Below are 18,806 nucleotides of genomic sequence, written 5' to 3' on the forward strand. Positions count from 1 at the left end.
GAAGGCCCCCGTCGCGCCGTGGCGCGGCCGGGGGCCTTCGCAAGAAGTTCGCGGGGTCATCGAGAGCCGCGCAGGGATGCGCTCAGCGACGCAGCCCGAGACGCTCGATGAGCGAGCGGTAGCGGTTGATGTCGACGTCGGCGAGGTAGCCGAGCAGACGACGACGCTGACCGACGAGGAGCAGCAGGCCACGACGCGAGTGGTGGTCGTGCTTGTGCTCCTTCAGGTGCTCGGTGAGGTCCTTGATCCGCTTGGTGAGGATCGCGATCTGGACCTCCGGGGATCCAGTGTCACCGGGGTGGGTCGCGTACTCGTCGATGATCGCCTTCTTGATGTCTGCATCCAGTGCCATAGATGGGATCCCTTCTTCTCGTTGCGCGCTGCCCGGGGCCTGATGCCTGGGCTCTCTTGATGCGCGGCCGATTCACGGCAACCTCCAGAGTCTAGCAGAGCGGATGGCGCCCGGCCGCCGTGCGTGGCGACGGACGCGCCCCGACGGACGGCGGCACCGTCAGGGATCACCCCCGTCGGCGGGATACCTCCGCGCACGGCGCGGGAGTAGCGTGCTGCCCGGATCGGAACGCGCATGACGTCGGACGACGAACGGCGGACGGAGCTCCTGGCGCGGGTGCACTCCCGCGCCGGCCGGGACGATCCGCGCACCGAGCAGGTGGATCCGGAGACCGGCGAGGTCCGCTGGCTCACCGAGAGCGAGCGGGACCTGCTCGCGCTCGAGCCCGCACGGGCGCCGCTCGCCGGACGACGGGGCGCGAGGGCGGTCCGAGGCGTCGACGAGGCATCCGAGGGACCCGACCCGACGGGCGCAGCGGTCGCACCGCCGTCCCCGCGTCGCCGCGTCCTGGCGCGCAGCCGGGCCGCACTCGTGGTCGGCGTCGCGGCCGGGATGGCCGCGTGGGCCCTCGTCGCATGGACGGGCGGTCCGCCGACCGGGACGTCGTCCGATGCGGCGCCGGTCGAGATCGCGGTGGTGCCGCACGCGCCCATCGCCGCCGGGGAAGCATCCGGCGGCAGCCACGGAGCACGTGGGCCGGGCCCGATGGCGGTGTTCCACGACCCGGAGCGCAGCCGTGGGTCGCTGCCCGGCTGGCTGGAGCCGACGTTCCCGTCGTCGCGCGTCGCGCAGGTCGTCGGCCCGGACGGGCCGATCACCGGGATCGGCGTCTACGCCGTCACCTCGCCCGATCGCGTCGCGTGCCTGATCGTCCGGATCGAGGCGAAGCGGATGGTCTGGGACTGCATCGCCGTGCGGACGCTCGCCGTGGAGGGGTTGGTGATGCGGACGCCCATCCCCGCCGGCCTCGGCGCGGCCGGGGACCCGGACGACGACGGTGTCTCGGGCGACGCGGCGGTCGCCGACCTGCTCGTCGCGGAGTGGCACGCGGACGGGACGTTCCTCGTCAGGCACGTGCCCGGGTGACCGGCATCGCCGCGGCGGAGCCGACCTGCCGTCGACCGCGCCCCGGATTAGGCTGGGAACGGACGGTCCGGGCATGTCGATCGACGAGGAACGCACGGAGCTCCGCGAACGGGTCTACTCCCGGGCCGGGGCGGACGACCCGCGCTTCGAGCGCGTCGATCCGGTGACCGGCCGCACGCTCCTGCTCACCGACAGCGAGTGGCGGCTGCTCGAACTCGACCGCCGCGCCGCGGCGTCCGCGACGCCCGAGGCGTCCGCCGCCCATCGTGCCGCGGCGCCTGCGGGTACCCGCCCACCGCGTCCGCCGAGCGACACGCGTCGCCGTCGGCCGCTCGCCGCGCGGGCCGCGACGTTGGTCGCCGTCGGCCTCGCCGCGATCGTCGCGGGGGGCGCCGCGGGTCCCGGGGATCCGCAGCCGACCGCCCCCGCCCACGGGCCGGCGGTCACGGCGACCGTCGTCCCGGTGGCGCCGCCTGCGGCCGGGGCGATCGCCGGACCGGCGGACCTCGCGCGCCGGCCCGGCCCGATGGGAGCCTTCCTCGACCCGGCGCTCCGCGCCGACCCCCTCCCCGCCTGGCTCGAGCTGGCATTCCCGGGCGCGCGAGCGGCGCGGGTCCTCGGACCCGACGGGCCGATCGACGCCGTCGCCGTGTACGCCGTCGCGACCACCGGTCACTCGGGCTGCCTCGTCGCGCGGATCGGCGCCCGGGGCATGGCGGTGAACTGCACCGGACTGTGGGCGCTCGCCGCCGAGGGCCTCTCGCTGCGCACGCGCATCCCCGCCGAACTCGCGACCGGGCACCGCGGCGGCGACGGCATCCTCACCGTCGATTCGGCCGTCGACGTGCTCGCCGCCGAGTGGCAGCCCGACGGCACCTTCCGCATCGCCCGCCGGCCCGAGTGAGCCGGTCGCCCCGGTCGCGACCGCCCGGGAGCCGGCGGAATACCCGGGCGCCGCGCGCGGTTCCGGCATGCGTGGACCCACTTCCCGTCGACGTCGCCGTGATCGGCGCGGGGCAGGCCGGGCTCTCGGCCGCCCATCACCTGCGTCGGCGCGGCTTCGCGCCGGTCGGCCTCGACCCCGAGGCGGCCGGCACGTTCGTCGTGCTCGACGCGAACGCCGCGCCGGGCGGCGCATGGCAGCACCGGTGGGCGTCCTTGCGCATGGGCACCGTCAACGGCATCCACGAACTGCCCGGGTACCCCGTGCCGCCGGCGGAGCCGACCGCGCCGAGTCGCGAGGCGCTGCCGCCGTACTTCGCCGAGTACGAGCGCCGGTTCGAACTCGACGTGCAGCGCCCCGTGCGCGTGCGCGCCGTGCGCCGCGCCGACGACGATCCGCACGGCCGGCTCCTCGTCGAGACCGACCGCGGCACGTGGGCGGCGCGCCACGTCATCAACGCCACGGGCACGTGGACGCGGCCGTTCCGGCCCTACTACCCGGGCGTCGACCGCTTCCGCGGCCGCCAGCTGCACGTCGCCGACTACGTCTCGGCCGACGAGTTCGCCGGGCAGCGCGTGATCATCGTGGGCGCGGGCGTCTCGGCCGTGCAGCTGCTCGACGAGATCTCGCACGTCGCCGACGCGACGTGGGTGACCCGGCGCGAGCCGCAGTGGATCGACGAGGACTTCGACCTGCCCGCGCGCAGCGCGGCGATCGCCGGCGTCGAGGCGCGGGTCCGCGAGGGCCTCCCGCCCGGGAGCGTGATCGCGGTGACCGGCATGCACTGGACGCCCTGGGCTCGCGCGGCGCAGGCGCGCGGCGTGCTCGTGCGGCATCCGATGTTCACGTCGATCGAGGAGGGCGGCGTGCGCATGCCCGACGGGACATTCCGTCCGGCCGACGTCATCCTGTGGGCGACGGGGTTCCGGCCCGCCCTCGACCACCTCGCGCCGCTCGGCCTGCGCACCCGCGCCGGCGGCTTCCGCGTCGCCGACTCCCGCTCGCTCGACGAACCCCGGCTGTTCCTCATCGGCTACGGGCCGAGCCAGTCGACCGTCGGGGCGAACCGCGCCGGGCGCGCGGCCGTGCAGCAGATCGTGCTGGAGCGCCGCGCGGCCGTCGCGGCGTAGCGGCGGGCCCCACCGGGAGCGCGCCGTCGGCGCGTTGCCGATCGGCCATGGCGGGGGCACACTGGCCGCATGGCCATCGCGATCAAGCGCGTCTACGACGCCCCGGCGGCATCCGACGGCTACCGGGTCCTCGTCGACCGGCTCTGGCCGCGCGGCATCTCGAAGGAGCGCGCCGAGCTCGACGAGTGGGCGAAGGATGCCGCGCCCTCCCCCTCGCTCCGGACCGAATGGCACCACGCCGACGCCGACCGCTTCGACGAGTTCGCCGCGCGCTACCGCGGCGAGCTCGACGAGAACCCGGCCGCCCATGCGCTGCTCGAGGCGGCGGGCCGGCACGAGCGCGTCACCCTGCTGTTCGGCGCGAAGGACGAGCAGCGCAACCACGCCGCGGTGCTCCGCGACTGGCTCGGCGAGCGCGGCGCGCGCTGAGTGCAGCGCTACGGCGCGATCACCAGCTTCCCGCGCACCGCCCCCGCCCCGATGCGGGCCAGCGCCTCCGGCACGCGCTCGAGCGGCAGCGCCTCCTCGATGACGGGGGCGAGCACGCCGGATGCCACGAGCCCGCCGAGCTCGTCGAGGCCGCCGTTGGGCCTCGCCGCGAGCAGCCGGAACGTGCGCCCCTCGGCATCCGGGCGTCCCGCCGTCACGGCGACCCGCCCGATCGTCCGAAGGCTCCCGCCGACCATCACGAAGCGGCCGCCCGGGCGCAGCGCGCGGCGGTAGTCGGCGAGCGGCCGCGCCGCGACGAGCTCCACGATCACGTCGAACCGGCGGGCCGGATCCCGGGCCGCGGCGGCGTACAGCTCGTCCGCGGCATCCGCCTCGACGGTCGCGGTCACCCCCAGGCCGCGCAGCAGGTCGAGCTTCGCCGCCCGGTCGACGGCGACCACCTCCCCCGCGCCGAGATGGCGTGCGAGCTGCACCGCGATCGTGCCGGCCCCGCCGGCGGCGCCGACGACGAGCACGCGCTCGCCCCCGCGCAGCGCCGCCACGTCGACGAGCGCCTGCCACGCCAGGCCGCCCGCCTGCGGGATCGCCGCCGCCGCGACCGGATCGATGCCGTCCGGCCGACGGCGGAGCGCCGCGGCATCCGTCGCGACGAACTCGGCGAACCCGCCCCAGCCCGCCGCGGAGAGATCGCCCCACACGGCGTCGCCGACCGCGAAGCGCGAGACGCCGGTGCCGACGGCGACGACGTCGCCCGAGACGTCCGCCCCGAGCACGCGGTGCATGGGCCCGAGGGGGCCGCCGAAGCGCGACAGCGCCGACCCGCGCAGCAGGTCCCAGTCCCACGAGTTGACCGACGATGCCGCGACCCGCACGAGCACCCGGCCCGGTCCGGCGTTCGGCCCCGGCGCCTCGACGACGCGCAACCGCTCGGGGCCGCCGTAGCGGTCGTACCGCACCACGCGCATGGCGCGAGGATATCCCGCCGCGACGACCTCCGGCCCGTGACGACGTGAGGCGACCGACGCCCGGGAGCGTGGGACGATGGAATCGAGTGACCCGGAGGAGCACGTTCCCGATGGCCGACCTCCCACGACGACGGACCGAGGACCGCGCGGGCTACCCGCCGCGTCGGGTCACGGCCGGCGTGCTCGCGTTCGGCGCGGTCGCACTCGGGGTCGCCGGAGTCGCCGCGATCGGCGAGACCGTGTCCGACGCCGTCCGCTCGACCTCGCCGGTCCTGACGACGGTCGTCGGCGAACGCACGGAGGAGGCGCTCGTCGCCGACCGGCGCGGCAGCCGACTCGTGCCGTACCGGGTGGTCGACGTCGAGCTGCCCGACGGCTCGACCGCCGAGCTGCGGAGCGACGACCTCGAGGTGGGATCGGAGGCGACGGTGTACCGCAGCGATTCGGGCGCGGTGTTCGAGACACCGCCCGAGGCGCCCGGTCCACTGGAGTGGGCGGTGGGCGCGTCCGCCCTCGCCGGGTCCGCGGCGCTCGCCGTCGGCGCGGTGCGCGCCGTGCGGCCGAGACGCCCGGGCTGACCTCAGGCGGGCACGAACGGGAAGATCGCCGGCCACCCGTTGTGCGCGTACACGATGACGCAGAACACCACCGCGTCGAAGATGAGGTGCACGATCAGCACGTAGGTGAGCGACTTCGTGAGCTTGAACGTGTAGCCCTGCACGAGCGCGAACGGGATCGTGAGCAGCGGCCCCCACGACTGGTAGCCGAGCTCCCACAGGAACGAGACGAACACGACCGCCTGCAGCAGGTTCGCCTGCCAGGTCGGGAAGTGCCGGCGCAGCAGCGCGAAGACCGTGCAGATGAAGAACAGCTCGTCCCACGTGCCGACCGCGTTCACGCCGACGAAGAGGCGTGCGATCTCGGCGGGCTCGGTCACCGTCGGCCAGTTCTCGTAGACGCCCGACGTGATGAAGTAGAACGGCAGGATGAGCCATCCGGCCGTCGTCACGACGACGAGGTACACCCATTGCGTGCGCGTCCAGCGGCGGCCCGTGCGCCACGGGAAGCGGATGACGCGTTCGCGGTGCAGGAACCGCGAGATGACGTACGGCACGGCGACCGCCGAGCCCAGGACGATCGCGAACCGCACCATCGCCTCGTTCGAGAGGTCGGCCTTCAGCGACATCGTCGAGATGATCACCTGGCCGATCGCGATCAGGGCGAGGTCGGCGAGCAATCGCTCGGTGCGGCCCGAGCGGTCGACGAGCCAGGCGACGAGCAGGCCGACGACCAGCATCGCGTAACCGGGCAGGCGCTCCTGGAACCCGAAGAGCAGCACGGCGGCCGAGCAGACGAGCACGGCCGGCACGAGCGCGATCGGGTGCGTGCGCAGCTCGGGCGGGGCGGCGACGGCAGGGGTCACGCGTCCAGCTTCGCATGCGCGCCGCTCGCGCGCCCGCGGCAGGGGCGGGCGATCCGGGCTCGGGGCGTCCGCGGCGGGGCGCACCGACCTGTCGGCGGAGCGTGCCAGCATCGACGCATGACCCGGATGCCAGAGGCTCGCGCTCCCCGCGCGGACCGACCCCGCGCGGGCATCGTGCCCCCGTACCTGCTGCTGCGGATCGCCGCGGCGGAGGAGCACTACGACGTCGCGGCCGAGGCCGCGCGCCGGTCGCTCGTGCGCGACGAGCCCATGCGCGAGCTGCGCGCCGAGGGCATCGGCACGACGCTCGCGCCGCACGAGCACCCGGGCCTCGTCGCCGACCGCGGCGGTCGCACGGTCGAGGCGCCCGCGCCGGGCGTCGCGATCCGGGAGCCCGCACCGGACCGCCGGATCTCCGACGCGGAGGGCGTCGAGTCGCTGCCGGGTCGCCTCGTGCGAGCGGAGGGCGCGCCGGCCACGGGCGACGCGTCGACCGACGAGGCGTACGACGGCCTCGGCGAGGTGTTCGCGCTGTTCGCGCGGGCCTACGGCCGAGACGCCATCGACGGCCGCGGCGCGCCGCTCGACGCGACCGTGCACTTCGGCGACCGCTACGACAACGCCTTCTGGGACGGCGAGCGGATGGTCTTCGGCGACGGCGACGGCGAGGTGTTCCGCGGGTTCACGCAGTCGCTGAGCGTCATCGGGCATGAGCTCGCACACGGCATCACCGAGCTCACCGCGCGGCTGCGCTACCGCGACCAGTCCGGCGCGCTGAACGAGCACGTATCGGACGTGTTCGGCGCACTGGTCGAGCAGTACGCGATGGGGCAGGATGCCGCGGCCGCGACGTGGCTGATCGGCGAGGGCGTGTTCACGCCGCTCGTCGAGGGACGGGCGCTGCGCTCGATGCTCGACCCGGGCAGTGCGTACGACGACGACGTCCTCGGCCGCGACCCGCAGCCCGGCCACTACCGGGACTACGTGCGGACCGACCTCGACAACGGCGGCGTGCACCTGAACTCCGGCATCCCCAACCGCGCGTTCGCGCTCGCGGCCGTCGACCTCGGCGGTTTCGCCTGGGAGCACGTGGGGCACGTCTGGTACGACACCCTCACCGACGGCGTGCTCGGCCCCGACGACGGCTTCGCGGTGTTCTCCGCCGCGACGCTCGCGGCGGCGAGGTCGCGGTTCGGCATCGCCTCCCGCGAGGCCGCCGCGGTGGCCGCCGGGTGGCGGGCCGTCGGCATCGATCCGGAGTAGCATCCGGACCATGGAGGTCGAGGTCGTGCGCAGCGGCGGACTCGCCGGGCTGCGGCTCACGTGGACCGTGGAGGTCGAGGACCAGCCCGACCCCGAGGAGTGGGTGCTGCTCGTCGAACGGCTGCCGTGGACCGAGGCGCCGCCCGTGCCGCCCGAGCCCGACCGGTACACCTACCGCATCCGCTGCGAGCCGCACGAGGCCACGCTCGCGGAGCGGCAGGTCACCGGGCCGTGGCGCGACCTCGTCGACCGGGTCCGCGAGCGCGCCGAGCCGTCGCGGGGTCGGGCGGACGCCGCGGGGCGCCCCGCGCCCGCCGAGCCGGCCGGACCGTCGTCGCCGGGGCCGACGCCCGCGCCCCCGTCTCCGGGCGGTGCCGGGCCGGCGGCGCCGGAGGCGTCTACCGGACGTGACGCGTGAGCACGCCGAGCACGATGAGTCCCTGGGCGGCCAGGTAGGTCGACATCACCACGAGGTCGTGCACCGCGACGTCGTAGCCGGGCAGGAACCGGCCGAGCGCGAGCACCGAGTCCGACGCGACGAAGAGCGCCCCGCCGAGCGCCACGAGCCCGCCGAGGCCCCCGGCGAGCGCCGCCATCGCACCGAGGACGAGGCCGTAGACGACGACGGGCACGAGCAGTCCGCCGAGCCCGGGCGCGAGGAGCGCGAGGAAGCCGGCGAACCACACGCCGTACGCGAGCGTCCACCACGGCAGCCGCCGGCCGTTCGCGGGCAGCCGGAGGAACAGGACGACGTAGGCGACGTGCGCCGCGAGGAACGAGAGCAGGCCCGCGACGAACCATCCGTCGCCCCGCCCGGTGAGCAGCGCGTCACCGCCCCACGACAGGCCGATCGCGGCGAGGAGCAACCCGAGCGCGACGCCCCGGCTCGGCCGGGCGAGCAGCACGGCGACGGCGAGGGCGGGCATCAGGAGCAGCTTCGTCGCGGTGATCGCGGCGGCGTCGCCGACCTGGATCACGACGAGGTGCACGATCGCGAGCAGCACGTACGGCACGAACGCGGCGGCCAGCCGTCGGCGGTCGGTCCGCGCGAGCGGCTCCGGCGCCACCTCCTCGGTGTCCGGCGCGGGAACGGATGCGGGAGCGGCAGGGGTCACGTCGTCGTGCCTCTCGGGTCGGGATGCGTCCCCTCGGGTCGGGGTCCGTCCCCGCACGATATCGCGGACGGCCGCGCGCTCAGGCCTCGCTCAGTTCCCCGCGCACGATCGAGTCGCCCGAGTGCGCCGGGTCGCCGTCGACCGGCTCGGCCGACACGTCCACGAGCGGGTACTCGGCCAGGTCGATCCCCTCCGGGATGGCGAACCGCGACGAGTCGCCGTCCATGAGGCCGAGGCTCACGAGCCCCGACGCATCCGCCCGGATCAGCCACACCTCGCGGACTTCGCCGGCCGGAACCGGGGTGTCGAGGTCGACGACGATGGTGCGCTCGCCCGCGGCGTCCTCCTCGACGGTCGCCCGGCCCGCGCCCTCCCAGCCCGGGAAGGCGTCGAGCTCGGCGTCGGCGAGCACGACGTTCGGCGACGGCTCGGGGCCGACGCCCGCGCCGGCGACGGCGAGGCCGATCCCGACCCCGGCGACGATGCCCGCGAGCGCGGCGATCGACGCCACCAGCCAGCGGCTCGGCCGCCGTCGCGCTCCTGCACGGGCGGGCGGGCGGGGCGTGGCCGGCGGACGCGCCGGGGAGGGCGTCGAGGCGCGGACGGGCGCGACGTGGCGGTCGCCCTCCAGGGCCGCTCCGGCCGCGATCCCGCGATGCCGGTCGCCCTCGGCGAGCTCCGTGCCCTCGGTGAGCGCTGTGCGCTCGGCGAGCGGATCCGCGGCGAGTGCCGCGTCGAGGCCCAACTCGGCGTGGATCGCCGACCAGACCCCGGGCGACGGGCGCTCGACGCGGTCGTCGGGCGTCCCGCGACCGAAGCGGACCGTGCGGGAGAGCGACGCGAGTTCGTCGCGGCAGTCGGCGCAGGATGCCAGGTGGTCGCGGACCGCCGGCTCCGGGTCCCGCCCGTCCAGGGCGAGCACCGCGAGCTCGTCAGGCTCGACGTGGTCCATCATCCACCTCCCAACGTGATCGCAGCCGGATCAGGCTACGACGGACATGGCTCTTCACGGTGCCGATCGGCAGGTCGAGCCGTTCGGCGATCTGCGAGTGACTGAGCTCGTCGTAGAAGGCGAGCTGCATCACGCGGCGCGGCACGGGCTCGAGCCGGTCGAGCTCCTCGGCCACCATCACGCGATCGGCGAGGTCGTCGGGCGCCGTCGCGGTCGGCGCCGCGGCCGCCTCGGCGGCGAGGCTCTCCTCGAGGCGCCGCACCCGCGCCCGGGCCTCGTGCGCGTCCGCGATCCGGTGCCGGGTGATCCCCACCAGCCAGGCGCTGAGGCTCGACCGCTCGGCATCGAAGGACCCGCGGCCGCGCCAGGCGGAGACGTAGACCTGCTGGGTCACGTCCTCCGCGTCGGAGCGGTTCCCCAGCGAGCGGTACGCGAGGCGGAACACGAGCGTCGCCCAACGCGCGTACGCCTCACGCAGCGCACCCTCGTCGCCGTCGGCGAATGCCAGGCCCACGTCTCGATCGTCGAGGTCATCGAAGGTCGTCGTGGTCACGGGTGCGCGTCCACTCCCTCGCCGCCTCGCTCGGAGATCCACCGCGATGCCGGTCGCGTGGGGCGCCGCAGCGGTCGCCTGCGACGTCGTCATCAGCATATCCACGCACCCCCACCCAGGTCAGCCCGTCGTCGCGGCCGTCACGACCAGGTTGGACAGGTACGTGCGCCGGTCGTAGTCGAACTCGCCGCCGCACGTGACGAGCGTGAGCCGGGACTCCCCCGACCGGTCGAACGCGGCGTCCCAGTCGACGGCGCCCTTCTCGACGACCTCGAGCCCGCGCACCTCGTACGTGCGGCGCGTGCCGGCGGCATCCGTCACGACGACCTCAGTGCCCGGCGCCGCATCGCGCAACCGGGCGAAGGGCAGCACGTCGTACTCGAGCGAATCGACGTGCGCCGCGATCACGACCGACCCCGCCGGGTCGGCGGGTGCAGGCCCCCAGCGGTACCAGGCGGCGACGGCGGGGTCGTCGATCAGGTCCATGTCGCCGTTCCCGTCCAGCCCGACGGGCCGCACCACGACGTCGATGCCGAGCGACGGGACCTCCAGGCGCGTGGGCGCCGGTGCGGCGACCGGCTGGTCCTCGATGGCCGCGGAACGTCGCGGCACGTCCGGGACCGCCGCCGGCGGTGCCGCGGCCGCCGGTCGCGCGACGCCGTCCTCGGACGACGGGGCGACCGGTGGCGCGGCACTCGCCGACGGCACGGCGGAGCCGACCCCCGACGGCTCCGCCGAGCACCCGGCCAGCAGGCCGAGCACGGCGGAGGCCGCGATCAGGGACCCGAACACCCTCACCACGGCCTCCTCCCCTCCCACAGGGCTTCAGCGCTCCGACTTCGACGTGACCGTGCGGCGCGTCGCGACCGCGGCGGCGGCGATCGCCGCCAGCACGAGCGCGCCGACGCCGACCCACATCCCGAGCTGGCGCTCGGGGGCGTTGGTCGCCACGAGGCCCGCCTGGCCGGCGGGCACGCCGTCGGGGCTCGAGTGCATGCCGCTCACCGTCTGCACGGCGAGGGCGAGCGTGTCGTCGTCGAGGCTGCCCCAGGCGTACGCGATGGTCAGCGTGCCCTCGGCGACGTCGACGTCGGCGGGCCCGAGCACCGGGTCGGTCGTCCCGGCCGCGGCCACCGACGCCGAGACCGTGCCGGCGGGCAGGTCGAGCGTGGCCTCGTCCGGATTGGCGAGCCCCTCGATCACCGGGTCGCCCCCGGCGAGCACGTCGACGGCGGGCGCTGCGGCGATGTGGCGCACGGTGAGGCGGCCCTCGCCCGCGGCGATGTCCGACGTGTCGTTCGTGAACAGCGTGGCGGTCGGGTTGCCGTCGGCGTCGAGGTGCGCCGCGGCGGTGTAGTCCATGCCCGCCTCCAGCGGCAGGTCGACCGGCCCGATCGCGGGCTCGGACGCGTCGGCGGCGTCGGCCGCCGTGATCGCGACGGTGTAGGTGCCCGGCGCGAGTTCGAGCGGACCGGCGAGGTCCCCGGGCTCGAAGTCGTCGAGCGTGAGCTCGTCGTTCACGTAGACGTCGACGGTGAGGCCCGGCACGCCGTGCAGGACCGACAGCATGGCGGTGTCCTCGGCGGCGTTCGCCGGTGCGACGGCGCCGAGCGCGACGAGCGCGCCGACCCCGATCCCGGCGGCGAAGATCTTCTGCATGATTCCCTCCCGATCGGCCCCGGCGAGGCGGGGCGATGATGTGCCTTCACCATCTCCTTCCCGCCGACCCGCCCGATCGGATGCACCTGCATGGAAATCTCTCCGAGCGCCGCCCGGACACGACGGAGGCCGGCCTCCCTGGTGGGACGCCGGCCTCGCGCGGTTCGGACGCGCTCGGGTCAGCTGACGCCGAGCAGGTCGATCACGAAGATCAGGGTCTTGCCCGACAGCGGGTGGCCGCCGGCGGTGCCGTACGCCTTCTGCGGCGGGACGGTGAGCTTGCGGCGCCCGCCGACCTTCATGCCGGGGATGCCCTCCTGCCAGCCGGCGATGAGCGCCTGCAGCGGGAAGTTGATCGACTGGCCGCGGCTCCACGACGAGTCGAACTCCTCGCCCGAGTCGTACTCGACGCCGAGGTAGTGCACGTCGACCGTCGAGCCGGGCGCGGCCTCCGCGCCGTCGCCGACGACGACGTCCTCGATGACGAGCTCCACGGGCGCAGGGCCCTCGGGAGCCTCGACCTCGGGCTTGCTGTTCGTATCAGTCATGCGTCCATCCAAACGGATGCCGCGCCTCGGTTCAATCGCGGACACCCGTCCACCGCGCTCTTGCGCGGATGGCGAACACGTTGCACTCTGTAGCCCTAAAGACTCGTCGCCCCGGAGTGCTGTCGGCTGAGGCCACACCACGGGGCGACGAGTTTCTTCGTGTCCGGCGGCCATCGGGACCGCCGCGACCGAGGAACGGGGCAGGCGGCTACGCGCCGCCCCGCGGCGTGGGGTCGGGTGCTCACTCCTCCATGAGCCGCGAGCGGATGAGGAAGCGGACGCCCTCGGGCGCCTCGAGCGAGAAGCCGCTGCCGCGCCCGGGCACGACGTCCACGGTGAGGTGCGTGTGGCGCCAGTACCCGAACTGCTCGGCCGACATCCAGAACGGCACGACACGGGCCGAGCCGAGGTCGAGCTCGCCGAGCAGCACGTCGGCGTCGCTCGTCACGAAGTCCCCGGCCGGGTAGCACATCGGAGCGCTCCCGTCGCAGCATCCGCCCGACTGGTGGAACATCAGCGGGCCGTGCTTCGCCCACAGCGTCGCGAGCAGGACGCCCGCCGCGGGCGTGAGCTCCACCCGCGGCGAGACGTCCCCGGCGACCGTGACGGACGCGACCACCCGCCCCGTGAGGGCGGCGAGGTCCGGTGCGTCGATCGACATGGCCGACTCCGTTCCGATCAGAAGTACCCGAGCGGGTTCTCGCTGTAGCTGACGAGGAGGTTCTTCGTCTGCTGGTAATGCGAGAGCGCCTCCTTGTTGTTCTCGCGGCCGATGCCGGAGGACTTGTAGCCGCCGAACGCCGCGCCCGCGGGATACGCGTGGTAGTTGTTCACCCACACGCGACCGGCCTGGATGTCGCGGCCGGCCCGGTACGCCTCGTTGCCGTTGCGGCTCCAGACGCCCGCGCCGAGGCCGTAGAGCGTGTCGTTCGCGATGCGGATCGCGTCGTCGTAGTCCTGGAAGCTGGTGACCGCGACGACGGGCCCGAAGATCTCCTCCTGGAAGAGCCGCATGCGGTTCTCGCCCTCGAAGATCGTCGGGGCCACGTAGTAGCCCTCGCTGAGGTCGCCGCCGAGGTCGACGCGCTCGCCGCCGAGGAGCAGCTTCGCACCCTCCTTCTTGCCGATGTCGATGTAGCTCAGGATCTTCTCGAGCTGGTCGTTCGACGCCTGCGCGCCGACCTGCGTCTCGGTGTCGAGCGGGTTGCCCTGACGGGCGAGCTTCGTGCGCTCGATGGCGTCGTCGAGGAACGTGTCGTAGATCGACTTCTGGATCAGCGACCGGCTCGGGCAGGTGCAGACCTCGCCCTGGTTGAACGCGAAGAGGCTGAAGCCCTCGAGCGCCTTCTCGTAGAACGAATCGCGGCGGTCGGCGACCGACTCGAAGACGATGTTCGGGCTCTTGCCCCCGAGCTCGACGGTCGAGGGGATGATGTTCGCCGACGCGTACTGCAGGATGAGCCGGCCGGTCGTGGTCTCGCCCGTGAAGGCGATCTTGCGGATGCGGTTCGACGACGCGAGGGGCTTGCCGGCCTCGACGCCGAAGCCGTTGACGACGTTGAGCACGCCCGCCGGCAGCAGGTCGGCGATGAGCTCGACGAGCACGAGGATCGACACGGGTGTCTGCTCGGCGGGCTTCAGCACGACCGCGTTGCCCGCGGCGAGAGCGGGGGCGAGCTTCCACACGGCCATCAGCAGCGGGAAGTTCCACGGGATGATCTGGCCGACCACGCCGAGCGGCTCGTCGAAGTGGTAGGCGACGTTGTCCTCGTCGAGCTGCGTGAAGCTGCCCTCCTGTGCACGGATGAGGCTCGCGAAGTAGCGGAAGTGGTCGCTGGCGAGCGGGAGGTCCGCGTTCAGCGGCTCGCGGATCGACTTGCCGTTGTCCCAGGTCTCGGCGACCGCGAGCAGCTCGAGGTTGGCGTCGATGCGGTCGGCGATGGCGTTCAGGATGGCCGCGCGGTGCGCGGTGCTCGTGCGGCCCCAGGCCGGGGCGGCCTTGTGCGCCGCGTCGAGCGCGGCCTCGATGTCGGCCGCGGTGCCGCGGGCGACCTCGGCGAACGGCCGGCCGTTGACCGGCGAGATGTCGTCGAAGTAGGCGCCCTCGACGGGCTTCACCCACTCGCCGCCGATGAAGTGCTCGTAGCGCGGCTTGAACTGGATCAGTGCGCCGGCGGTGCCGGGCGCGGCGTACACGGTCATCGTGTCTCCTCGTGACGTCGTCGTCATGCCCTCGGAGTGGGGCGTTCGTCACGGTACGGGCGGGGGCGTTGCGGGCCGGTTGCCCGAGGGTTGCAACCACGTTGCAGTGCGGACGCGCGGCGGATCCGTCCTCGATGCGGCGGACGAGCGCGGGGCGCGACTCAGCGGAGCGCCGCGTCGATGCGCTCGAGGTGGGCCACGACCGAGGCGCGCCGAGGGGAGCGCGCGGGCAGCACCTCGAGGAGCGCGCGCCACAGCGCCGCGTCGTAGCGGTGCTCGTCGCGCTCGGCGAACGCGAGCAGCACCTCGGCTGGGGCATCCGCGAGCATGGACTCGCGGAGGCGGCTCGCGAGCTCCTCGCGGAGCTCCACGACGCCCGGCGCGGTCGACGAGGGGAGGATGGGCCCCGGGTACTGCTCGAGCGCCCGGCGCAGCGCGCCCTGCCCGACCAGTCGGGCGACACGGGCGGCATCGACGTCGAGCTCGCGGGCGAGGCGGTACGGACGGGACTCGAGGGGCGGCTCGCCGGCCGCCTCCAGCACGCGGCGGAGGCGCGTCATCTCGGCGCGCAGCGTGACCGGCGACGGGTCGCCCTCGTAGACGAGGGCGGCGAGGCGTTCGGCGCCGAGACCGCGCGGGTGCCACGCGAGCAGGGTCAGGATCTCGGCGTGCCGGGGGCTGAGCTCGTGGACGCCGAGGCGGGGACGCTGCTCGCCGAGCACCGACAGCGAGGTGCGCTCGACGGGCACGGCCCGCATGCGGGAGCGGCGGATGGTGCTGCGCACGGTCGTCTCGAGGTTCGCGATGCGCAGCTCGGCCTCGACGGCCGCGACCGTCGCGGACACGAGCGAGAGCGTGTGCGGCGCGACGGCGAGGTCGGTTCCCGTGATGTCGATGACGCCGAGCAGGGCGCCCGTCTCGGGGTCGTGGACGGGCGCCGCGGTGCAACTCCACGGGTGCACGATGCGGTTGAAGTGCTCGGCGCCGCGGATCTGCACGGCGCGGTCGAGCGCGAGCGCGGTGCCGGGCGCGCTCGTGCCGATGCTGCCCTCCGACCAGTCGGCCCCCGCCACGAACAGCATGTCCTCGGCGCGCCGCCGCAGGTGCGGGTCGCCCTCGACCCAGAGCAGGCGCCCCTGCGCATCGCCGATCGCGACGACGAGGCCATGGTCGTCCGTGCCGTCCACGAGCAGCCGACGGATCACGGGCATCACGGGCGCGAGCGCGTGCGCCGCTCGGTACTCCCGGAAGGCGTCCTCGTCCATGTCGATGCGCGGGAGCGCCCGGTCGGGATCGATGGCCCCCCGGATGGCGCGCTCCCAGGACGCGCGAACGACCGGGCGGAGGCTGAGCGGCACGACCCCCGTCGTGATCGCGTCCTCCTGGGCGCGCACCAGTCGGTCGCGCAGGGAGCCGTCACCGCCTCCTCGCGGGTCCTGCTGCGGCACGGGCATGCCGCCTCCGATCGCCGTCAATCCGGAACGGGGCCATCATAGTCGCCGCGCACCCCCGGGCGACCGGTCGGGGTCAGGACGAGATCGTGTTCCGGTCGCGGACCACGGCCTCGAGCAGCGCCCGTTCGTCCTCGAAGCGACGGACGTCCGCGCGCCCGGTCGCGATCGCGTTGCGCGTGAACGCCAGCCTCGTGGCATCCGCGATGAATCGCTGCACCTGGCCGGTCCGGGGAGGACGCTGCGCGCGCGCCCAGGCGAGCGCGGCACGTCGGCCGGCCCAGCTGGAGAGGCCGTCGACCTCGTCCGCGCTGAACCAGCCCGCCGCGGCGTACTCGCCGAGTCTCGCGCGCGTGACGCGCCGCTCTTCTCGGCGGAGCAGCACGGTGACCACGATCGCGCCGACGAAGAAGGGCACCTGCACCGTGAAGTAGAGCGCGAAGGCGTCGGCGAACGCGAGCGAACCGTTCCAGAACGCGTGCAGGAGCACCGCGCAGGCGAGGCCGAGCCCGAACCAGCCGAACACGTTCGCGCCGTGGCCGCGCCGCGCGGCGATGCCGACGGCGATGCCCGTGCACGCGGTGAAGAGGACGTGGGCGAACGGCGAGAAGAGTCCGCGGATGACGAACGTCATGCCGAGCTCGCCGGCGCCGCCTTCGATGAGGGCGGAGCCGAAGTAGAGGATGTTCTCGGTGAACGCGAACCCGGCCGCGATCGTGGCGGCGTACACGAGGCCGTCGACGGGGCCGTCGAGGTGCGAGCGGGCGAGCGCGTAGATGAGCAGCACGCCGAGGCCCTTCGCGAGCTCCTCGACGAACGGCGCCTGCACGACCGCCTGCAGGGCCTCGTCGCTCGAGGCGCCGTCGGGCGAGGCGAACGCCGCGAACAGCTGCACGCCCAGGTCGACGAGGAGCGCGATCGCGACCGACACCGCGGCACCCCACAGGAACGCCAGCCAGAGCGCCCAGCGCGGCTCGGGCTCCCACCGGTCGACCCAGCGCACCGCGAGCAGGACGATCGCGAGCGGCACGAGGGCGACCAGCGTGCCGACGGCGAGCACCGACATCCCGAGCGCGACGGCGAGGTAGCCGGCGACGAGGAGGCCCACGAGCCCGGCCACGGCGATGAGCACCACGACTGCGGTGCCCGCACCGGAGCGGCGCCGCGACGGCGGCGGGAAGGCCGGCATGCCGGCGACGGGGCCGCCCGGGCGCGGCCCTGCGGCGGAGGGGTCGATGGGGGGCGCGGTCACCCGGGAAGCCTAGCGATCGCCGCCGTCCTCCGGCGCGAAGATCACGCCGGGGTTCAGGATGCCGTCCGGGTCGAACACCGCCTTGATCCGGCGCTGGAGGTCTACGGACGGCTCGCCGAGCTCCTCGGCGAGCCACCGGCGCTTCAGCACGCCGACGCCGTGCTCGCCCGTCAGGGTGCCCCCGAGGCGGACCGCGGCGCGGAACAGCTCGCCGGCGGCCGCCCAGATCCGATCGGGCACCTCGTCGCCCTCGAACACGAAGTTCGGGTGCAGGTTGCCGTCGCCGGCGTGGGCGAGGGTCGGGATCTCGACCTCGTACCGCTCCCCGATGCGGGCGATCTCCCGGAACATCTCGGGAAGGCGCGACCGGGGCACGGCGACGTCCTCGATGAGGACGCTGCCGCGCGACGCGAGCGCGGGATGCATCGCGCGCCGCACCGCGAGGAGCCGGTCGCCGGTCGCAGCGTCGGTCGAACGGCTGACCCGGCCGCCCGCGTCGGCGAACACGCGCGCCACGACCTCCGCCTCGTCCGCGGCATCCCCCGCGTCGAGCTGGGCGAGCAGGAACGTCTCGCCGGGCGCGAAGTCCTCGAGCGGGGTCCCCGCGAGCGCCGCCGGACCGAGGTGCTCGGCAACGCGGGCGAGTCCGACCGGATCGATGAGCTCCAGGATGGCGGGCCGCACGCGCGCGGCCGCGACGCCGCCGACCGCCGCGCCGGCGGACTCGACGTCGGGGAAGGCGGCCGCGACGGTCTCGACGGCGCCGCGCACGATCGGCCGGAGGCGCACCGTCGCCTCGACGATCACGCCGAGCGTGCCCTCCGAGCCGGTCACGAGGGCCGTGAGGTCGTATCCGGTGACGCCCTTGACGGTGCGGTGGCCGGTGCGGAGCAGGGAGCCGTCGGCGAGCACCACGCCCAGGCCGAGCACGCTCTCGCGCGTCACGCCGTACTTGGCGCAGAGGAGCCCGCCGGCGTTCGTCGCGATGTTGCCGCCGATCGACGAGATCGCCCGGCTCGCCGGGTCGGGCGCGTACCAGAGCCCGTGCTCGCGCGCGGCCGCATCGAGGTCGCCGTTCAGGACGCCCGGTTCGACCACGGCGAGCTCGTCGACGGCGTCGAGCTCGAGGATGCGGTCCATGCCCGACACGTCGAGGACGATCGACCCGCGGCTCGACATCGCGCCGCCCGCGAGCCCGGTCCCGGCACCGCGCGGGACCACCGGCGTGCGGGTCGCCGACGCGATCCGCATCAGCGCCTGCACGTCCTCGACGGAGGCGGCGCGGACGACCGCCACGGGCGGCGCGTCGCTCCGCTGCCCGGACCGGTCCTCGCGCGTGGCCTCGAGCGACGGCCCCTCGAAGGCGACGCGGTCGCCGAGCACCGCCGCGAGGCTCGAGTGCAGGTCGGTGGTCGTGGCATCCGTCGGCATGGGGTTCAGCGTAGCGTCGCCGCGATGTCCG

At 74.6% G+C, this 18,806-nt stretch carries 21 protein-coding genes; 7 read left to right on the top strand and 14 right to left on the bottom strand.

Features of this window, described 5'->3' with window-relative positions; all coding sequences use genetic code 11:
• Positions 1-82: 82 nt before the first annotated feature.
• Positions 83-352 (bottom strand): 30S ribosomal protein S15, encoded by a 270-nt coding sequence (gene rpsO / locus ABD230_RS12900; RefSeq protein ID WP_344374752.1) that lies wholly within the window; start codon positions 350-352, stop codon positions 83-85.
• A 234-nt stretch (positions 353-586) separates the two neighbouring features.
• On the opposite strand from rpsO, the gene ABD230_RS12905 reads away from it, so the two are divergent.
• The 4 genes from ABD230_RS12905 to ABD230_RS12920 all read left to right on the top strand — a co-directional run bounded on the left by ABD230_RS12905 (position 587) and on the right by ABD230_RS12920 (position 3,940).
• Positions 587-1,438, top strand: a complete 852-nt coding sequence (locus ABD230_RS12905; RefSeq protein WP_344374756.1) for a hypothetical protein — start codon at positions 587-589, stop codon at positions 1,436-1,438.
• Between the two features lie 73 nt (positions 1,439-1,511).
• Positions 1,512-2,342, top strand: a complete 831-nt coding sequence (locus ABD230_RS12910; RefSeq protein WP_344374758.1) for a hypothetical protein — start codon at positions 1,512-1,514, stop codon at positions 2,340-2,342.
• A gap of 71 nt (positions 2,343-2,413) precedes the next feature.
• Positions 2,414-3,511: an NAD(P)-binding domain-containing protein gene (locus ABD230_RS12915; protein WP_344374762.1), complete on the top strand. Its 1,098-nt coding sequence runs from the start codon at positions 2,414-2,416 to the stop codon at positions 3,509-3,511.
• Positions 3,512-3,580: 69 nt separating this feature from the next.
• Positions 3,581-3,940: a DUF488 domain-containing protein gene (locus ABD230_RS12920; RefSeq protein WP_344374764.1), complete on the top strand. Its 360-nt coding sequence runs from the start codon at positions 3,581-3,583 to the stop codon at positions 3,938-3,940.
• A gap of 8 nt (positions 3,941-3,948) precedes the next feature.
• On the opposite strand, the gene ABD230_RS12925 is transcribed toward ABD230_RS12920, so the two are convergent.
• Positions 3,949-4,926, bottom strand: coding sequence for an NAD(P)-dependent alcohol dehydrogenase (locus ABD230_RS12925; protein WP_344374766.1), 978 nt, complete (start codon positions 4,924-4,926; stop codon positions 3,949-3,951).
• A gap of 86 nt (positions 4,927-5,012) precedes the next feature.
• Between ABD230_RS12925 and ABD230_RS12930 the strand changes: the two genes are divergently transcribed.
• A complete protein-coding gene (locus ABD230_RS12930) occupies positions 5,013-5,504 on the top strand; it encodes a hypothetical protein (RefSeq protein ID WP_344374768.1) in 492 nt (163 codons plus the stop codon).
• Between the two features lie 2 nt (positions 5,505-5,506).
• Here ABD230_RS12930 and ABD230_RS12935 read toward each other — a convergent pair whose 3' ends face one another.
• Positions 5,507-6,349, bottom strand: a complete 843-nt coding sequence (locus ABD230_RS12935) for a CPBP family intramembrane glutamic endopeptidase (protein WP_344374771.1) — start codon at positions 6,347-6,349, stop codon at positions 5,507-5,509.
• Positions 6,350-6,466: 117 nt separating this feature from the next.
• Between ABD230_RS12935 and ABD230_RS12940 the strand changes: the two genes are divergently transcribed.
• Positions 6,467-7,612, top strand: coding sequence for a M4 family metallopeptidase (locus tag ABD230_RS12940; protein ID WP_344374774.1), 1,146 nt, complete (start codon positions 6,467-6,469; stop codon positions 7,610-7,612).
• 10 nt (positions 7,613-7,622) lie between these two features.
• Positions 7,623-8,030, top strand: a complete 408-nt coding sequence (locus ABD230_RS12945) for a protealysin inhibitor emfourin (protein WP_344374778.1) — start codon at positions 7,623-7,625, stop codon at positions 8,028-8,030.
• On the opposite strand, the gene ABD230_RS12950 is transcribed toward ABD230_RS12945, so the two are convergent.
• From ABD230_RS12950 to ABD230_RS13000, 11 genes are all read right to left on the bottom strand, one after another.
• Positions 8,011-8,727, bottom strand: coding sequence for a lysoplasmalogenase family protein (locus ABD230_RS12950; protein ID WP_344374781.1), 717 nt, complete (start codon positions 8,725-8,727; stop codon positions 8,011-8,013). The two genes, ABD230_RS12945 and ABD230_RS12950, sit on opposite strands and share 20 nt — an antisense overlap.
• 79 nt (positions 8,728-8,806) lie before the next feature.
• Complete coding sequence (locus ABD230_RS12955) at positions 8,807-9,679, bottom strand: anti-sigma factor (RefSeq protein WP_344374784.1); 873 nt, start codon at positions 9,677-9,679, stop codon at positions 8,807-8,809.
• Complete coding sequence (locus ABD230_RS12960; protein ID WP_344374787.1) at positions 9,660-10,232, bottom strand: RNA polymerase sigma factor; 573 nt, start codon at positions 10,230-10,232, stop codon at positions 9,660-9,662. Before ABD230_RS12960 ends, ABD230_RS12955 begins: the two co-directional genes overlap by 20 nt.
• A gap of 120 nt (positions 10,233-10,352) precedes the next feature.
• Positions 10,353-11,030, bottom strand: coding sequence for a class F sortase (locus tag ABD230_RS12965; protein ID WP_344374789.1), 678 nt, complete (start codon positions 11,028-11,030; stop codon positions 10,353-10,355).
• 27 nt (positions 11,031-11,057) lie between these two features.
• A complete protein-coding gene (locus ABD230_RS12970; RefSeq protein WP_344374791.1) occupies positions 11,058-11,891 on the bottom strand; it encodes a DUF4397 domain-containing protein in 834 nt (277 codons plus the stop codon).
• A gap of 179 nt (positions 11,892-12,070) precedes the next feature.
• Positions 12,071-12,439, bottom strand: coding sequence for an FKBP-type peptidyl-prolyl cis-trans isomerase (locus ABD230_RS12975; RefSeq protein WP_344374794.1), 369 nt, complete (start codon positions 12,437-12,439; stop codon positions 12,071-12,073).
• Between the two features lie 241 nt (positions 12,440-12,680).
• Complete coding sequence (locus ABD230_RS12980) at positions 12,681-13,100, bottom strand: DUF779 domain-containing protein (RefSeq protein WP_344374797.1); 420 nt, start codon at positions 13,098-13,100, stop codon at positions 12,681-12,683.
• 17 nt (positions 13,101-13,117) lie between these two features.
• A complete protein-coding gene (exaC, locus tag ABD230_RS12985) occupies positions 13,118-14,641 on the bottom strand; it encodes an acetaldehyde dehydrogenase ExaC (protein ID WP_344374800.1) in 1,524 nt (507 codons plus the stop codon).
• 161 nt (positions 14,642-14,802) lie between these two features.
• Positions 14,803-16,095, bottom strand: a complete 1,293-nt coding sequence (locus ABD230_RS12990; RefSeq protein ID WP_344374805.1) for a GAF domain-containing protein — start codon at positions 16,093-16,095, stop codon at positions 14,803-14,805.
• 73 nt (positions 16,096-16,168) lie between these two features.
• Positions 16,169-17,344 (bottom strand): PrsW family intramembrane metalloprotease, encoded by a 1,176-nt coding sequence (locus tag ABD230_RS12995; protein WP_344374809.1) that lies wholly within the window; start codon positions 17,342-17,344, stop codon positions 16,169-16,171.
• A gap of 9 nt (positions 17,345-17,353) precedes the next feature.
• The gene (locus ABD230_RS13000) at positions 17,354-18,775 is read right to left on the bottom strand and encodes an FAD-binding oxidoreductase (protein ID WP_344374812.1); all 1,422 of its coding nucleotides are present in this window, start codon (positions 18,773-18,775) and stop codon (positions 17,354-17,356) included.
• Positions 18,776-18,806: the final 31 nt, after the last annotated feature.

It is taken from the genome of Agromyces tropicus (assembly GCF_039531345.1).
GTDB lineage: Bacteria > Actinomycetota > Actinomycetes > Actinomycetales > Microbacteriaceae > Agromyces > Agromyces tropicus.